This window comes from Bacillus cereus group sp. BfR-BA-01331 (assembly GCF_022663915.1).
Classification (GTDB): Bacteria; Bacillota; Bacilli; order Bacillales; family Bacillaceae_G; genus Bacillus_A; species Bacillus_A mycoides.
The window spans coordinates 732,563-749,298 of the sequence record NZ_JAKUGJ010000001.1 but is presented as its reverse complement, the minus strand read 5'-3'; the positions used below and the strand labels follow the sequence as shown (position 1 = coordinate 749,298).

Below are 16,736 nucleotides of genomic sequence, written 5' to 3'. Positions count from 1 at the left end.
TACTCATCCTTTCTTTAACTTTTTCTGTAAACGATACAGTTCATTCATCGCTTCTAAAGGCGTCATATCGAGTAAATCAATCTTTTTAATTTGTGCAAGTACTGCCGTTTCTTTTGCATCTAGAACTGACTTGTCTTGTTTTTTCGAAGACTGTTCTCCACCAAAGAATGATAATTGCGATTCTTCCTCAGTCTCTACTTTCGTCTCTTGTATTTCTGCTGGTTCTTCTTTTACAACAACTGGTTCTGGAGCGACTTCTGGCACTTTCACTTCTACTCGTTTCGGAATAACAATTTCTTCCTGTCCTTCTAGTTGTGCTAACACTTCTTTCGCGCGAGCGATTAAGCTCTCTGGAAGCTCGGCAAGTTGAGCAACGTGAATTCCGTAACTTTTATCAGCCGCTCCATCTTGAATTTTATGAAGGAAAACTACTTTTCCATTCTCTTCAATTGCTGAAACATGTACATTCTTTAGTTGGTCTAAACTTTCTTCTAACACTGTTAATTCATGATAATGTGTAGAGAATAATGTTTTCGCACCAATTTGGTCATGAATATGTTCAATGATTGCTTGCGCAAGTGCCATACCATCATACGTAGATGTACCGCGTCCAATTTCATCGAATAAAATTAAACTTCTCTCTGATGCATTTGCAATTGCATTTTTCGCTTCTAACATTTCAACCATAAATGTACTTTGACCTGAGATTAAATCATCCGCTGCACCAATTCTCGTAAAGATTTGATCGAAGACAGGTAATACTGCTTCTGTCGCTGGTACAAAACAACCAATTTGTGACATAACAGTAACAAGTGCTAATTGTCTCATATACGTACTTTTACCAGACATGTTCGGTCCTGTAATTAAAAAGACATCCATCTTCTCCGGCATAATACAATCATTCGGTACATACAATTTCCCGTTCAATACTTTTTCAACGACAGGATGACGACCATCTTTAATAAAGATTTCGCGCTTATTTGTTAAAATAGGTTTTACAAACTGCTCTTCTTCACTAACTGTCGCAAAGCTTTGCAGTACGTCTAGTTCACTAATTACTTTCGCTAAATGCTGTAATTTCGGAATGAATACTTTTACTTCTTCGCGAAGTGTTGTAAATAAATCGTATTCTAATTGTACAATTTTCTCTTCTGCTTCTAAGATTAATGTTTCTTTTTCTTTTAGCTCATCTGTTATGAAACGCTCTGCATTTGCAAGTGTTTGTTTACGCTCATAGCGCCCTTCTGGAAGTGCTGCAAGATTAGCCTTCGTCACTTCAATATAGTAGCCGAAAATACGGTTGTACCCAATTTTTAATGATTTAACCCCTGTAATATCACGCTCTCGTTTTTCAAGCTCAGCAATCCACGTTTTTCCGTTTTTACTAACGTAACGATATTGATCAAGCTTGTCATTATAACCGTCTTTAATAATATCTCCATCTTTAATAGAAAGCGGTGGGTTTTCTTGAATACTTCTTCCTAGTAATTCAGTTAAGCTCTCACATGGATCCGCACCTTGAATTAACCTTGCTGCATAAGCATTATCCAAAAGACTAATCGCTTCTAAAATAGCTGGTACTTGAAGTAAAGAACGTCTTAATTGTAATAAGTCCCGTGCATTTACATTACCAAATGCAACTTTCCCTGCTAAACGCTCTAAATCATATACTTCTTTTAACTTTTCTTTTAAATCTTCACGTAAGAAGTAATCATTTACAAACATTTCAACCATTTCTAAACGCTCTTCAACTTTTTCTTTCTGGATAAGTGGACGTTCCATCCACTGTTTTAACATACGCCCACCCATAGCCGTTTTTGTTTTGTCTAATAGCCATAATAATGAGCCTGTCTTTTCCTTCGTGCGAAGAGTCTCTGTTAACTCTAAATTACGTTTTGAATGCACATCAATTTTCATAAATTGATTCGTGTAATAAATTTCTACTGGTTGCAAGTGATCTAACGAACGTTTTTGTGTTCTTATCACATAGTTAAATAAGCGTCCAATTGCTTTAATTAATTTTGCTTGGGAAACACTTTTCACAAGATGCTCTAATCCTTCTGGAATAGTTGTTGTATCTTCATACGAAATCGTCATTTTTAATGTTTCAGTTAACTTATTTAATTCATCTTTTGAAAATGTAGAATCTACAACAATTTCTTTTGAACCAGTCGCATACACTTCTAATAAAATATCTTCTACTGAACCAGTTAATAACGTCACTGTATTTTGTCCAGTCGTTAAGTCATTACAAGCTAGCGCATAAGATCCATCTTCGAAATGTGTTAATGCTGCTAAGAAGTTATTCTCCTTCTCGTCTATTGTACGCCCTTCCATCATCGTTCCTGGCGTAATTAGTTGTACTACTTCACGACGTACTACACCTTTAGCTGTTTTTGGGTCTTCCACTTGCTCACAAACAGCTACTTTATATCCTTTTTCAACAAGTTGTTCAATATAATTTTTAGCTGCATGATGCGGTACACCACACATCGGTATACGTTCACTACTACCACCATCTCGGCTCGTTAATGTAATTTCAAGTTCATGAGCTGCTTTAACCGCATCTTCAAAGAACATTTCATAAAAATCACCTAATCGGAAAAATAAAAAGGCATCTTGATAGTCTGCCTTAACCTTTAAGTATTGCTGTATCATAGGCGTATATTGCGTCATGTCTTTCCTCCATAATTCTTACATAATAATCTATATTCATATATGTCACACTTCACGGACATCCATATCTCCTATTCCAGGAGTCTTTCCTCATTATAGCACATTTCATAAGGAATCATGTTCATGCAGAACCACTTATGTACTGTAAAAAGCTAGGAAGAACTTCTCCCTAGCTTTCTCTTACTCTTCTTCTGCATCGACGATAAAGTTCGGATCTAATTCTTCAAACTCATCATCATCGACTTGGAAATCCTCGTCTGATTCTACGCAACCTTCAGGATTTACACTTACACAAATTTTCGTTTCCCCAACTACTTCTGTTACAAATTCACGTTCTACCGTCACAACAATTTTATTACCATTTGGCGATACAAGAGCTTCTAAACAATTTGGCGGCTGAATTACACGAGCGATAATTTCTAAATCGTCACCAGAGAAGTTTTTATCACGATACCCAATACTTACTTCATCATTGTAGTTAACACGTTCTGTTACAACTTCAGTCTTTGTGTTTCCATCAAATGAATACCAAGTGTTTACATCATAGAAACCTTCAATTTCCACATGTTTTCCATTCTTTCTCGCTTCGTACGAATGGTTAATTACCCAGCACCCTAAAATACTTGTTGGCTCATTATTCGATTCACATGTATGCGTTGACTTTGTATACTTACGTCCTTTTCCAACCACTGCTTTTGTAATAATCTCTCTAAATTCGGACATTCGTAACCCTCCTCAATCACTATTCACTTAATCATATGCGTGACAATAGCGGAATGTGTCATTCTTTTTTTTGAGAAGAATTTCCGATATAACCCACTAAAAAAAAGAGATGTCAATAAGACATCTCTTTAACAACCACAATTTCCTTTTTTACTTTCTACTGCTGCACCAGTTTCACCCTTCAACACATCGCCGCCAGTTGAAACTAATATTTCATCTGTTACATTGTTAGAAATGGTACTAGCAACTAGCTGTAGTAAGTCATTTACATACGTTTGTGAAGATTTAAACTCCTGTACAACTGGGATATTATCTAACTTATCTTGAAGTGCATCAATTTCAGCTTCTACTTTTTTCAAAGCTTCCCATTTCCCATAATGTTGCAAGTTTACTGCTTGTTTTTGCAAAGCTTTTATTTCATCAATTGCTCGCTTTACATTTTCATTTTTATGAATTTGTGCTTCTGCTCGCTTAAAGAAATCGACTTCTTCTGTTTCAGAGATCATTTTCGCTAATTCTTTCGCTTGCTCAACAATTTCATCTTTCGTATATACTTTCATCTATTATTTCACCTCAATCGGCTCCTTAACCAATTCCCCGTTAAGAGACCAAGTTTTTGCTTCCGTTATTTTTACTTTCACAAGCTGACCAATTAAAGATTTTGAAGCAACAAAGTTTACAAGTTTATTCGTACGTGTATATCCCGCAAGTACTTCAGGATTATTCTTACTTTCTCCCTCAACTAATACTTCTACAATTTGACCTATATAACGCTTATTCTTATTAACTGCATATTCATTCACTAGTGTATTTAAGCGTTGTAATCGCTCTTTCTTCACTTCCATCGGAACATTATCTTGCATTTTTGCAGCTGGTGTACCTTCACGCGGAGAATAAATAAATGTAAATGCCGTATCAAATCCTACTTCACGATATAACGACATCGTCTCTTCAAACTGCTCATCCGTTTCATTTGGGAAACCAACGATAATATCAGTCGTTAGCACTGCATTCGGAATTGTTTCTTTAATTTTTCGTACAAGCTCTAAATAGTGTTCTCGCGAATATTTACGCGCCATAATTTTAAGCATATCTGTACTACCAGATTGAACCGGTAAGTGGATATGTTCTACTAGGTTACCACCTTTTCCAAGAACATCAATTAAATGATTGTCAAAATCACGTGGATGGCTTGTTGTAAAACGAATACGCGCGATATCGATTTTACGAAGTTCATCCATTAAATCGCCAAGACCATATTGTATATCTTCAAAGTCTTTACCGTATGCGTTTACGTTTTGTCCAAGTAACGTAATTTCTTTATAACCGTTCGCAGCTAAATGGCGAATTTCTTTAATAATATCTTCTGGACGTCTGCTGCGCTCTTTTCCGCGTGTATACGGTACAATACAATATGTACAAAACTTATCACAGCCATACATAATATTTACCCAAGCTTTAATATCACCACGACGTACTTTCGGAAGGTTTTCGATTACATCCCCTTCTTTTGACCAAACTTCAACCACCGTCTCTTTTGAGAACATTGCGTCCTTTAGGATATACGGTAATCTATGAATATTGTGTGTACCAAACACCATATCTACATGCTGATTTTTTTGCATAATTTTATTTACAACAGATTCCTCTTGAGACATACAACCACATACACCAATTATAAGATCCGGATTTCTTCGCTTTAATGATTTTAAATGACCAAGTTCACCGAACACTTTATTTTCAGCATTTTCACGAATTGCACAAGTATTTAATAAAATTACATCTGCCTCTTCAGTTGAAAAGGTTGGCTCATATCCAAGTGTTGTAAAAATCCCAGCCATTACTTCTGTATCATGCTCATTCATTTGACAGCCATATGTACGAATGTAAAACTTTCTTCCTGCGCCAAAATTGCGAAACTCTTCAGGTAGGCCAAAATCTCTTTCAATTTTAACTTCTTCTTTCCCACGCTTTTTCGCCAATTTCAAGGAAGGTGGTTGGTATACACTTTCAAAGTATTTACTATAATCTTTCTCTTCTTTTTTCGTAGAGGAATTTGCTTGTCGACTTGCTAATCGTTGTTGCTCGTTCATCGGTAATCTCCTTTCACCCTTAACTATACACACACTCTGTAGTCCATTTTAATGCGCTTAGACCCATCTCAATGATGTTAGATAGCATGAGAGATAACTTGCCCTTTGAAACTTGAGTAATCGATCTAATCATCCGTAAGAATGAAGTCTTCCCCACACAAATAGACATTCCCTTTTTATTATTTCATCTTGTCCTACCCAAAAGCATATTGCTTTATCCCTATACACATTATCATAGTATAGAGCCTTTAGCCAACTTTAACGAAGAAGGCTTCTTATCCTATATTTCATTTCACAGTTAATGAACATGCTATTTTTATACAACGATTTATATATTATTTTATCATTCTGAATTTTCTAAGTAAACAAATCTATTAATTATTTTTATTCACTCAAAAAGAAGGTTACCAAGTGGCAACCTTCTCTCCGATCATTACATAAATTCAGCAACAAGCTCATCAAACATTTTCTGATCCATATTCAAATCAGCTTGCACTAAAGGTTTTTCACTATAGTCTTTTACAAGCTCTTGGTAAGAGGGCTGCTTTGTATTTTGATAAATTAAACCTGTTACTAACCCGTTCTTTTCCATTAATGTTTGCATAGCCATCATGCGGTTAGATGGATCATATCCTTCTACTGTACTTAGTTTCGTTAAATTCTCTTTAAACCAATCATAAGTATTTACTTTATTGTAAGTAACACATGGACTAAATACATTAATTAATGAAAAGCCTTTATGATTAATACCAGCTTCAATAATTTGCGTTAATTCTTTTAAATCACTTGAAAAGCTTTGCGCCACAAATGTCGCACCAGCTGTTAAAGCCATTTCCATAACATTTAGTGATGGTTCAATTGAACCTTGTGGTGTACTTTTCGTTTTAAATCCAGCTTCACTACGTGGTGAAGTTTGACCTTTTGTTAATCCGTAAATTTGGTTATCCATTACGATGTACGTAATATCAATGTTACGACGAATAGAATGGATTGTATGTCCCATACCAATCGCAAAACCATCACCGTCACCACCGGATGCAATAACTGTTAAATCACGATTTGCCATTTTCACACCTTGTGCAATCGGAAGAGCACGTCCGTGAATACTATGCAAACCATATGAATTAATATACCCTGAAATACGACCGGAACAGCCGATACCAGAAATAACAGCTAGCTCATCTGGATTTAAACCAACGTTAGCTGCCGCACGCTGAATCGCAGCCTGCACCGAGAAGTCTCCGCAACCTGGGCACCAGTTTGGTTTTACACTGTTACGAAAGTCCTTAAATGTTGCCATTTAATACAACCCCTTTTTTACATTCGTTGTAAATCTCTTTCGGCAAGAATGGATTTCCATCGTATTTTAAAAGACTAGAAATTTTCTCACCATTGCCAAGATTCATTTTCATAATGTTAGCAAGCTGACCAGTTGCATTGTTTTCTACTACTACAACACGCTTCGCTTTTTTCACAAGTGGATCGATTTCAGCTGTTGGGAACGGATGAATTAAACGTACATGGGCATGGTTTACTTTCATTCCTTCTTGTTCTAAACGCTGCATTGCCTCTTCGATCGCACCACGAGTTGAGTTAAAGCCTACTAACAATACGTCTGCGTCATCATGCTTAGCATTTTTGTAAATAGGGGTATTAAACTGTAAATTCGCCATTTTACGGAAACGTTTGTCCATTTGATCTTTACGATTTAACGCTGATTCAGATGGTTTACCCGTTTCATCATGTTCTACACCTGTAACATGGTGAATACCATTTTTCATACCAGGTAAAACACGTGGTGAAATCCCATCTTCTGTTACTTCATAACGCTTGAAGTATGCTTTATTTTCACGTTCTGGTAATTCTACTTCTAAATCAAGCTTACCACGACGAATTTCCACTTTATCTAACTTAAGTGGTTCTACTGTTTGCTTTCCTAAAGAAAGCTGTAAATCTGTTAAGAAAATAACAGGCACTTGATATTCTTCTGCTAAGTTAAACGCTTCTACAATATCATAGAAAGCTTCTTCAACTGTACTTGGCGCCATTACGATTTTTGGAATTTCACCATGCGTTCCGTAAATCATAGCCATTAAGTCAGACTGCTCTTGTTTTGTTGGTAAGCCCGTACTTGGGCCACCGCGTTGTGTATCAATGATAACTAGCGGTGTTTCAGTAATACCTGCTAAACCAATTGCTTCCATCATTAAAGAAAGACCAGGACCAGCAGATGCTGTTAATGTACGAACACCAGCGTAGTTTGCACCGATCGCCATTGTACAAGCTGCGATTTCATCCTCAGTTTGGATTACTGTTCCGCCGACTTTCGGTAACTTTTTAATTAAATATTCCATAATTTCAGATGCAGGTGTGATTGGATATGCAGACATAAAGCGAGCACCACCAGCTACCGCACCAAATGCGATTGCGTCGTTTCCAATCATAAACATGCGTTTCTGACCATCAGCTTTTTCAAGCTGCATCATGTTTACTTTCTCACCAAGCAATTCTTTCATGTATTGAGAGCCGCGTTTAATTGCTTCCATATTCTTTTGAACGACTTGCTCTCCTTTACGACCAAAGATTTCTTCAACAACCTCTAAATAAGCTGTTTCGTCTAATCCTAATACCGCACTAGATGCCCCAACAGCAACCATGTTTTTCATTAAAGATGTGCCTAATTCTGAAGCGATATCCGTAAATGGTATCACATATAGATTTACATCTGTATTATCAGGTATTGTCGGATTAAATTTCGCATCTGCAACTACAATTCCGCCCGGACGTAGTTCGTGGAAGTTAAAATCAATTGTTTCTTGATCAAAAGCAATTAAAATATCTAAATCATCTGAGATCGCACGTACTTCTGTTGTACTTACGCGAATTTTATTATTTGTATGGCCGCCTTTAATACGTGATGAGAAGTGGCGGTAACCGTATAGGTAATATCCTAATCGGTTTAATGCAATACAGAAGATTTCTCCTGTACTTTCAATTCCTTCACCTTGTTGGCCTCCAACTTTCCATGAAAGTTGACTAATCATCTCCTACACCCCTTTTGGCTGCATTCATTGTAGTGTATTTTTTTACAGTAATAGTTTAGCATTTTTTATGCAAATAAACTACAATGGACGCAAATTATGCCTCTTCTGATTTCCCTTAATCTTTAGTATAATGCTATTTCGTTTACCATTCTAGTATTAGGTCTTAAAAAAATCAATAAATTCAAGTAAATTTATTTTAATTTTTCTGAATTTTTAAAACATATTTTTTAGAACGTTATACAGTCAACAAAATTTTTATACAAAAATCGCTCTACAGTTGATTCATTATACTTTTTACACAGTTGATTCATTATATTTTCATAATCCCTATATGCTTCTACACCTACAACAGTTTCTAAAATCCCATCAAAATCAGAACCAAACCCTATATTTTTTTCTCCACCTAATGAACAAATATATTCCACATGCCTTAATATATCTGCTATATTCGCTTGTCTTTCATTCGTTAAAAACTGCGGTACGAAAGTAATACCAATAATGCTATTTTTCTTTATAAGGGCTCTTATTTGTTCATCGGTTAAATTGCGTGGATGCCCACAAAGTTGATAACAGTTTGAATGAGATGCAATTGGGTTTTTAGCAATTTCAATAACATCCCAAAAGCTTCTTTCATTTAAGTGAGACACATCGGTCCATAAATGTAACGTATTAAGTTCTTGTACAACTTGTCTACCAAATGTAGTTAAACCTGCTCCACGTGCCTCTAGCGCTCCATCAGCTAACAGATTGGCATAGTTCCATGTCAATCCAAAGGAACGTACACCTAAGCGATAAAACAAACGTAATTTCATCGCTTCTTTTCCAATTGCTTCGCATCCTTCTAATGTTAATAATGCTCCAATCTCGTCCTGTTTTAGCATGTTAATATCGTTTTTTGTCTGAATAAACTTCATTCCTGGTAGCGATAGAATTTCATTATGAAAAATATCTATCATTTGCAGCGCAACTTCAAAACGCTTTTCATACGCTACTGTTTCTGGTATATATATAGCAAAGCATTGTATACTTCCTTTTCTTTTCATTAATTGTTCAAATGTAATATGTAATTGTGAATCGTTTTGAAAGTCTTTTTTTCCCTTTGCACTCCATAACTGAAAGAGTACATCGCAATGCGCATCAAAAATTTTCATTTTCATTCCTCCATTACAAAAACAACCTGTTTGCATACATGCAAACAGGTTGTTTCAACTTAACGAGGTTCTACAATTAATTTTATCGCTGTACGCTCTTCACCATCAATCATAATATCTGTAAACGCTGGGATACAAATCAAGTCCAAACCGCTAGGCGCTACAAATCCTCTTGCAATTGCTACTGCCTTTACCGCTTGGTTCAATGCACCTGCACCAATAGCTTGAATTTCTGCTGTTCCGCGTTCGCGAATAACACCTGCAAGTGCACCAGCTACAGAATTAGGGACCGACGTTGCTTTAACTTTTAATATTTCCATTCCGCGTTTCCTCCTCGTTTCTATAAAAAGTAATAGCAATTATTTCACTTTAACTTATATTCACGAGGAATGGCACGTATTCCTGCTAAACTTCTGCAATTTTTCTAAAAAATTAAAATATAACGAATTCTCTAACTTTTCGTTGAAAATCAGTCAAAAAATGGCTGGTCATCATTAATTAAAATGCGCTCAATTTTCTTCGCTTTCCCTGTATTAGGATCCACATCAATTAACACTGCACTTAATTGTGTTCTACCATTCGTCACTTCAAAACGCACTGGTAAGTTCGTTAAAAACTTCTTCAATACCGCTTCGCGATCCATACCTAAAATCCCATCATATGGGCCTGTCATACCAACATCTGTAATATAAGCTGTTCCGCTTGGTAAAATACGATTATCAGCTGTAGGAACGTGTGTATGTGTACCTACTACCGCTGTAGCACGACCGTCTACATACCAACCTAACGCCTGCTTCTCACTTGTTGTTTCAGCATGAAAATCAACAAAGATAATGTTTGTACGTTTTTTTGCAATACTGATTAACTCATCCACTTTACGGAATGGACAATCAATTGGAGGAAGGAAAGTACGTCCTTGTAAGTTAATAACTGCAACTTCTGTTCCATTACAATTTACAAAGATAAGCCCTTTACCCGGCGTTCCTTCTGGGAAGTTAGCTGGTCTTGCAAGATATTTTGCATCATCGATAAATTCAAATACTTCACGGTTATCCCAAGCGTGGTTTCCAAGCGTAACCGCTTGTGCCCCGCACTCTAAAAAGTTTCGATATATTTTTTCCGTAATTCCACGTCCACCCGCAGCATTTTCTCCATTAATAATTGTTACTGTCGGTGTATATTTCTTCTTTAATGCCGGTACGTACTGTTGAATCATGTCTCTACCAGGAGATCCTACTACATCCCCAACAAATAATATTCTCATATGTCTTACCCTTTCTATGTACTACATTTTTTATTACCATACTATAACTTAAAGCTATTTCCTTACAACAGTTACAATTTATCTATTATAAGTTTCTTTCACTTGCATACTGCTCATAAAGTGAAACTATAATCAGTGGGGGTTTTGTTCATCCCCCATTGATTATTAGCCTTCACCAATCGGGCGTTTACGGGCAGTTTATCCCCCACCTAATTTCTTCTCTCAAGCCGAATTTTGAGGTGGGAGTTTTACTGCCCGTTAACGCGGGATAAATAATTTTCTTTATTTTACCCAATTCCAACACAAAAAAATAAAGTGGTGTTTCACCACTTTATTTTGCGTATTCCACTGCACGTGTTTCACGAATAACAGTTACTTTAATATGTCCTGGATAATCCAGTTCATTTTCAATACGTTTTCGAATATCACGAGCTAAACGATGAGCTTCTAAATCATCAATTGTATCTGGTTTTACCAGAATACGAACTTCACGTCCTGCTTGAATTGCGAAAGATTTTTCTACGCCTTCATAAGACTCTGAAATTTCTTCTAACTTTTCAAGACGACGAATGTAATTCTCAAGCGTTTCACTACGAGCTCCCGGTCTTGCAGCTGATAATGCATCTGCTGCAGCAACTAGAACTGCAATGATAGAAGTTGGCTCTGTGTCACCATGGTGAGATGCGATACTGTTTATTACAACAGGATGCTCTTTATATTTCGTTGCGAGTTCAACACCAATTTCAACGTGGCTACCTTCTACTTCATGATCGATTGCTTTTCCGATATCATGTAATAGACCAGCACGTCTTGCTAGTTTTTCATCCTCACCAAGCTCCGCTGCCATAAGTCCAGTTAAGTATGCAACTTCCATAGAGTGTTTTAAGACGTTTTGCCCGTAACTTGTACGGTATTTTAAACGACCTAAAATTTTAATTAAATCTGGATGTAAGCCATGAACACCCACTTCAAACGTTGTTTGCTCTCCGACTTCACGAATATACTCGTCCACTTCACGTCTTGATTTTTCGACCATCTCTTCAATACGCGCTGGGTGAATACGTCCGTCCTGTACTAGTTTATCAAGAGCGATACGAGCTGTTTCACGACGAATCGGGTCAAATCCAGATAGAATTACCGCTTCTGGTGTATCATCGATAATAAGGTCAATACCTGTTAACGTTTCTAACGTACGAATGTTACGACCTTCACGTCCGATAATACGTCCCTTCATTTCGTCATTTGGAAGATTTACAACCGAAACGGTTGTTTCAGCAACATGATCAGCTGCACATCTTTGCATTGCAAGAGATAAAATCTCTTTTGCCTTCTTATCCGCTTCTTCTTTCGCGCGAACTTCACTTTCTTTTACCATAACGGCAATTTCATGAGAAACTTCACTTTCCACTTTACCAAGAATAATTGCTTTCGCTTGTTCGCGGGTCAGATTGGAAATGCGCTCTAATTCTGTTTGTTGCTTTTGAACTAACTCTCCCACTTTGCTTTCCAACTCTTCAATCTGTTGTTGTTTCGCTACAAGAGATTCCTCTTTCTTTTCTAACTGTCGCTCGCGGTTATCGAGCGTTTCGTCTTTACGATCAAGGTTCTCTTCTTTTTGCATCAAACGATTTTCTTGTTTTTGTAATTCGCTTCTACGGTCACGAATTTCTAATTCAGCTTCTGTACGAAGTGTATGAATTTCATCCTTTGCTTCTAAAAGCGCTTCTTTCTTAAGTGCTTCAGCATCACGATTCGCTTCGTCTAGAATACGTTTTGCTTCATTAGCTGCACCATTAATCTTCGCTTCAGCAATAGACTTTCGAACAAAAAAGCCAACAACTGCACCGACTGTTGCAAGCAAAATGGAGATGAGTATCCAAACTGTACTACTACTCATGATTTCACCTCCCCTTGCTATGAATGAAAAAAGACTGTCGGCATGTACATTGAATTACAACGTACAGCAAAGACCGTCGTCCCGCTTTTTTAAGGGACTTTCTTCATTTCACAATTAAAATGTCATATTATTATTTCGGCAAGATTTAAGTCTTACTCCGAATATTACTTCTCTTCTTGAGAAGAGTATATCGTATATAAGAAAAAATATACATTCTCATTGTATCTATCGCAATTTTCATTGTCAAGCGTTGTCTACTTTTACTTTCTTTACCTTCAGCCCTGAATCTTATATGGATTAAAAAAACAGACGGCATATTATCCTGGAAAACCTTAGAAAATCCCAATTCATTCACTTAAAATATATGAATATTCCCCTTTATACATAGCCTTTTGGATAGAATAAATATTTTATCTCCAGCTATATACAACGCTTTCATAGTGGATTAAAAAATAAAAGACACGGGACCGTGTCTTTTATTTTTTAATCTTGACGAGTTGAATCTTCCGTGTCTTCAACACCAGAGTTTTCACCAATTCCGTGATGTTCACGAACAAAGAAGGCAATTTCTTCTCTTAAATCCGTATTCTCTTTTAAGAATTGCTTCGAATTTTCACGACCTTGTCCTAAGCGTTCTTCATTATAAGAGTACCAAGCACCGCTCTTTTGAACGATATCAAGTTCAGAAGCCATATCTAAGATTTCACCTTCTCTTGAAATACCTTCTCCGTACATAATATCAACTTCAGCAACACGGAATGGCGGTGCTACTTTATTTTTAACTACTTTTATTTTCGTTTTATTACCAACAATATCGTTACCTTGCTTTAACTGCTCAGCACGACGTACTTCAAGACGGACAGTTGAATAGAATTTCAACGCACGACCACCTGGAGTTGTTTCTGGCACTATCTATAGATTTTCCATCTCTATAGTCCGGACTATCTCTTCATCTCTTTGCAGAGAGCCTTGCACTTCCAGCAGTAGCCTATCATCTGCCGTACCCTACTCAGTTAACTAAAAGTCCTTTTCGGTAGTCTCTACACCTTCCCCATATCACTATGGAGCTTGGCACGGTATTACCCTAATTAATGGTGGGCTTCACCGTTAGCAACTATATAAATAGTTACACCCTTAGGCAATAAGGTTCACAAGGTTTTTTAACATGCTATCACTAGCAAGGGAAACCCATGGTAAACTCCTTAATCTTTTGCGCGACTTTTTCTTTATTTGCTAGTTCTTCTTCATGTATAACAAGATATTTATAGCAGCTCTCTTCCATAAATAAAAGTTTTCTTTTATCTCGTTCTTTTATTTTTTTGAGTGAGTGTGCCCATTTCCCATGGACATCTAAACAATATTTTCTACCTAAGTAGAAATCAATAGACCACTTATCGATTCTTTTTTGCTTAATGAACACCAAATCTAAGCTTAACAATATCTGTTCAACCTGTTGTTCCAGTAAAGTATCATAATTTTTCTTTCTGACCTTTACATTAAGCTCTTTTCTCCTTTTAGCAACACATGTATCGGATACGCCATACTTAACGGCAATTTCAACATGTGATAAATATGGATTTTTCAACTCTTGTTCAACTTCTGCGGTTTTAGGTAAGTAAATCTTCCAATGTCTGGTTCTTTTAATTCCGAGTAACTTTAATATTTCACCTACTCGCCTTTCATCAAGATTAATTTCTTTACCTATATCTTTTAATTTTCTATCCGCATGTGTCGCAATAAAATCCACTTGCCATTGTTCTATGTTTCGATAAGTTCTATTTCCAATTGTCACTGCCATTTTAATCTCTCCTTATAAGAAATCCCTTATAAAGACTTAAATGAAGAAAACAAATAAAGATTCAAGTACTACACTCTGATTAAGCAACTTGTAGTTGATTTCCGAACATAACCCCAACTTTTTCACGAATTTGGTTGATAAAGATTGCGATTGTTTTTGATTTGTTGATTGCACCTGAAAGTTTACGAAGTGCTTGTGACATTAAACGTGCTTGTAAACCAACGTGAGAGTCACCCATGTCCCCTTCGATCTCAGCTTTCGGTACAAGAGCTGCCACAGAGTCAATTACGATAATATCAACCGCTCCACTTCGTACAAGTGCTTCTGCGATTTCTAGTCCTTGCTCCCCTGTATCAGGCTGTGATAATAGTAATTCATCTATGTTAACACCTAATTTTTGTGCATATACAGGATCCATTGCATGCTCGGCATCAATGAACGCTGCTTGTCCACCTTGACGCTGTACTTCCGCGATTGCGTGTAATGAAACTGTTGTTTTACCTGAACTTTCAGGTCCATAAATTTCAATAACACGGCCACGTGGGTATCCGCCTACCCCTAGTGCCACATCAAGTGCTAAAGAACCACTTGAAAATGTAGAAATTCTACGCTCCGCTTGTTCTCCTAATTTCATAATTGAGCCTTTACCGAATTGCTTCTCTATTTGTTTTAACGCCATATCTAATGCCGCTTGACGATCGCTCATTCAAAATTCCTCCTTAACTAACTTGCTAATCTTATTATACCTATTTTCAATTCAATTTGCCAACAAAAATCGAACATTTATTCGATTTTTTATTTTATATCGAATAAAACTAGGTTTTCCAACAAAAAAAACTAGAAGAAATTTATATCTCTTCTAGCTTTTTAAATAAATGATAAAATCCATATTTTGTAGAGCGTTCTCTAATTTGTTGACGACTTCCACTTAAATTAAGCGAGAAGACTACAGCTGGTTCATCTTTAATCACCAATCCAATAAATACTGTTCCTGGTTCTTTATGCTCTGAAGCATCCGGTCCTGCCACCCCAGTGAAACTAATTCCGATATCTGCTTTTAACAGTTCCTTTACATTTTCAGCAAGATAGCGAGCACACTGTTTACTAACCGCGCCATCAGTACGCAACACTTCTTCAGGTACATGTAAAATTTGTTGCTTCACATCATTTTGATAACAAATGACACCGCCTTTAAATACAGACGAAACACCAGCATTTTCTGTTACTTGATTTCCAAAAAGACCACCTGTTAAACTTTCTGCACACGCTAAAGTTAACCCTTTTTCCTTCAATAGCCTTATTGCCTTGTAATGAAGGAAATCTTGGTCATATCCGTAGAAAAATTCTCCTACTCTTTCTAAAATCAAATCTTCCACATGCTGAATCAGTTTCTCCGCCTCATCAGCATCATGATGTTTGGCAGTTAAACGTAATGTCACTTCTCCATCATTTGCAAGTGGTGCAATGGTTGGGTTCGTTTGTCCATCAATTAAATCTTGAACTTTCACCTCTAATTGAGATTCCCCAATACCAAAAAAACGAAGAACACGAGAATAAATATTTTCCCCCGTTGTAAACTTACATAAAAAAGGCTCTACGTAACTTATATACATCGGCTTCATTTCTTTTGGTGGTCCTGGTAATAAAATATAAACTTTTCCGTTCTTATTTAACCCCATACCAGGCGCCATACCGTGATCATTCGCAAATACAGTCGATCCATTTAAAACGAGCGCCTGCTTTTTATTATTCTCCGTAAATTCACGGCCTGTACGCTTAAAATAATCGCTTATCGATGTTAATGCCTTTTCATCATACACAAGCTCTTCATCTAAACTAGACGCTATTGCTTCTTTCGTTAAATCATCTTTTGTCGGTCCTAATCCACCTGTAAAAATGAGCATATCAGCTCGTTCTTCAGCCAATTCAATTGCCTTCTGTAATCGCTTGTTATTATCCCCAACAACAGTATGGTAGTACACGTTAATTCCGATTGAAGCTAACTTTTCAGATAAAAACTGGGCATTTGTATTTGCAATTTGTCCAAGTAATAATTCCGTTCCAACCGCAATAATTTCAGCATTCATCCC

Annotated in this window: 13 protein-coding genes and 1 pseudogene; all 14 read right to left on the bottom strand. The window is 36.7% G+C overall.

All coding sequences use genetic code 11. The annotated features are described in order from the left end of the window. Nucleotides 1-3: 3 nt before the first annotated feature. Nucleotides 4-2,676, bottom strand: a complete 2,673-nt coding sequence (mutS, locus tag MR155_RS03905) for a DNA mismatch repair protein MutS (RefSeq protein WP_242308017.1) — start codon at nt 2,674-2,676, stop codon at nt 4-6. Nucleotides 2,677-2,856: 180 nt separating this feature from the next. Beyond that, complete coding sequence (cotE, locus tag MR155_RS03900; RefSeq protein WP_002014610.1) at nt 2,857-3,399, bottom strand: outer spore coat protein CotE; 543 nt, start codon at nt 3,397-3,399, stop codon at nt 2,857-2,859. A gap of 128 nt (nt 3,400-3,527) precedes the next feature. Beyond that, the gene (locus MR155_RS03895; protein ID WP_002033698.1) at nt 3,528-3,959 is read right to left on the bottom strand and encodes a YlbF/YmcA family competence regulator; all 432 of its coding nucleotides are present in this window, start codon (nt 3,957-3,959) and stop codon (nt 3,528-3,530) included. A gap of 3 nt (nt 3,960-3,962) precedes the next feature. Next, the gene (gene miaB, locus MR155_RS03890) at nt 3,963-5,492 is read right to left on the bottom strand and encodes a tRNA (N6-isopentenyl adenosine(37)-C2)-methylthiotransferase MiaB (protein ID WP_002137905.1); all 1,530 of its coding nucleotides are present in this window, start codon (nt 5,490-5,492) and stop codon (nt 3,963-3,965) included. Between the two features lie 433 nt (nt 5,493-5,925). After that, nucleotides 5,926-6,792 (bottom strand): 2-oxoacid:ferredoxin oxidoreductase subunit beta, encoded by an 867-nt coding sequence (locus MR155_RS03885; RefSeq protein WP_002088040.1) that lies wholly within the window; start codon nt 6,790-6,792, stop codon nt 5,926-5,928. Beyond that, nucleotides 6,779-8,536 (bottom strand): 2-oxoacid:acceptor oxidoreductase subunit alpha, encoded by a 1,758-nt coding sequence (locus tag MR155_RS03880; RefSeq protein ID WP_016092174.1) that lies wholly within the window; start codon nt 8,534-8,536, stop codon nt 6,779-6,781. Before MR155_RS03880 ends, MR155_RS03885 begins: the two co-directional genes overlap by 14 nt. Nucleotides 8,537-8,763: 227 nt before the next feature. After that, nucleotides 8,764-9,687, bottom strand: coding sequence for a dipeptidase (locus tag MR155_RS03875; protein WP_016092175.1), 924 nt, complete (start codon nt 9,685-9,687; stop codon nt 8,764-8,766). Between the two features lie 59 nt (nt 9,688-9,746). After that, entirely contained in the window at nt 9,747-10,007 is a 261-nt protein-coding gene (spoVS, locus tag MR155_RS03870; RefSeq protein WP_000404341.1) for a stage V sporulation protein SpoVS, read from the bottom strand. A 149-nt stretch (nt 10,008-10,156) separates the two neighbouring features. Further along, nucleotides 10,157-10,951 (bottom strand): TIGR00282 family metallophosphoesterase, encoded by a 795-nt coding sequence (locus MR155_RS03865; RefSeq protein WP_002014601.1) that lies wholly within the window; start codon nt 10,949-10,951, stop codon nt 10,157-10,159. Between the two features lie 331 nt (nt 10,952-11,282). After that, the gene (rny, locus tag MR155_RS03860) at nt 11,283-12,848 is read right to left on the bottom strand and encodes a ribonuclease Y (protein WP_002014600.1); all 1,566 of its coding nucleotides are present in this window, start codon (nt 12,846-12,848) and stop codon (nt 11,283-11,285) included. Between the two features lie 483 nt (nt 12,849-13,331). After that, on the bottom strand, nt 13,332-13,757 hold the full coding sequence (locus tag MR155_RS03855) for a recombinase RecA family protein (protein ID WP_002088046.1): 426 nt from the start codon (nt 13,755-13,757) through the stop codon (nt 13,332-13,334). A 265-nt stretch (nt 13,758-14,022) separates the two neighbouring features. After that, the gene (locus MR155_RS03850; RefSeq protein WP_002137908.1) at nt 14,023-14,646 is read right to left on the bottom strand and encodes a PDDEXK family nuclease; all 624 of its coding nucleotides are present in this window, start codon (nt 14,644-14,646) and stop codon (nt 14,023-14,025) included. Nucleotides 14,647-14,743: 97 nt separating this feature from the next. After that, nucleotides 14,744-15,352: pseudogene (gene recA / locus MR155_RS03845) on the bottom strand (recombinase RecA); the annotation flags it as partial. Nucleotides 15,353-15,494: 142 nt separating this feature from the next. After that, nucleotides 15,495-16,733 (bottom strand): competence/damage-inducible protein A, encoded by a 1,239-nt coding sequence (locus MR155_RS03840; RefSeq protein WP_002137911.1) that lies wholly within the window; start codon nt 16,731-16,733, stop codon nt 15,495-15,497. Nucleotides 16,734-16,736: the final 3 nt, after the last annotated feature.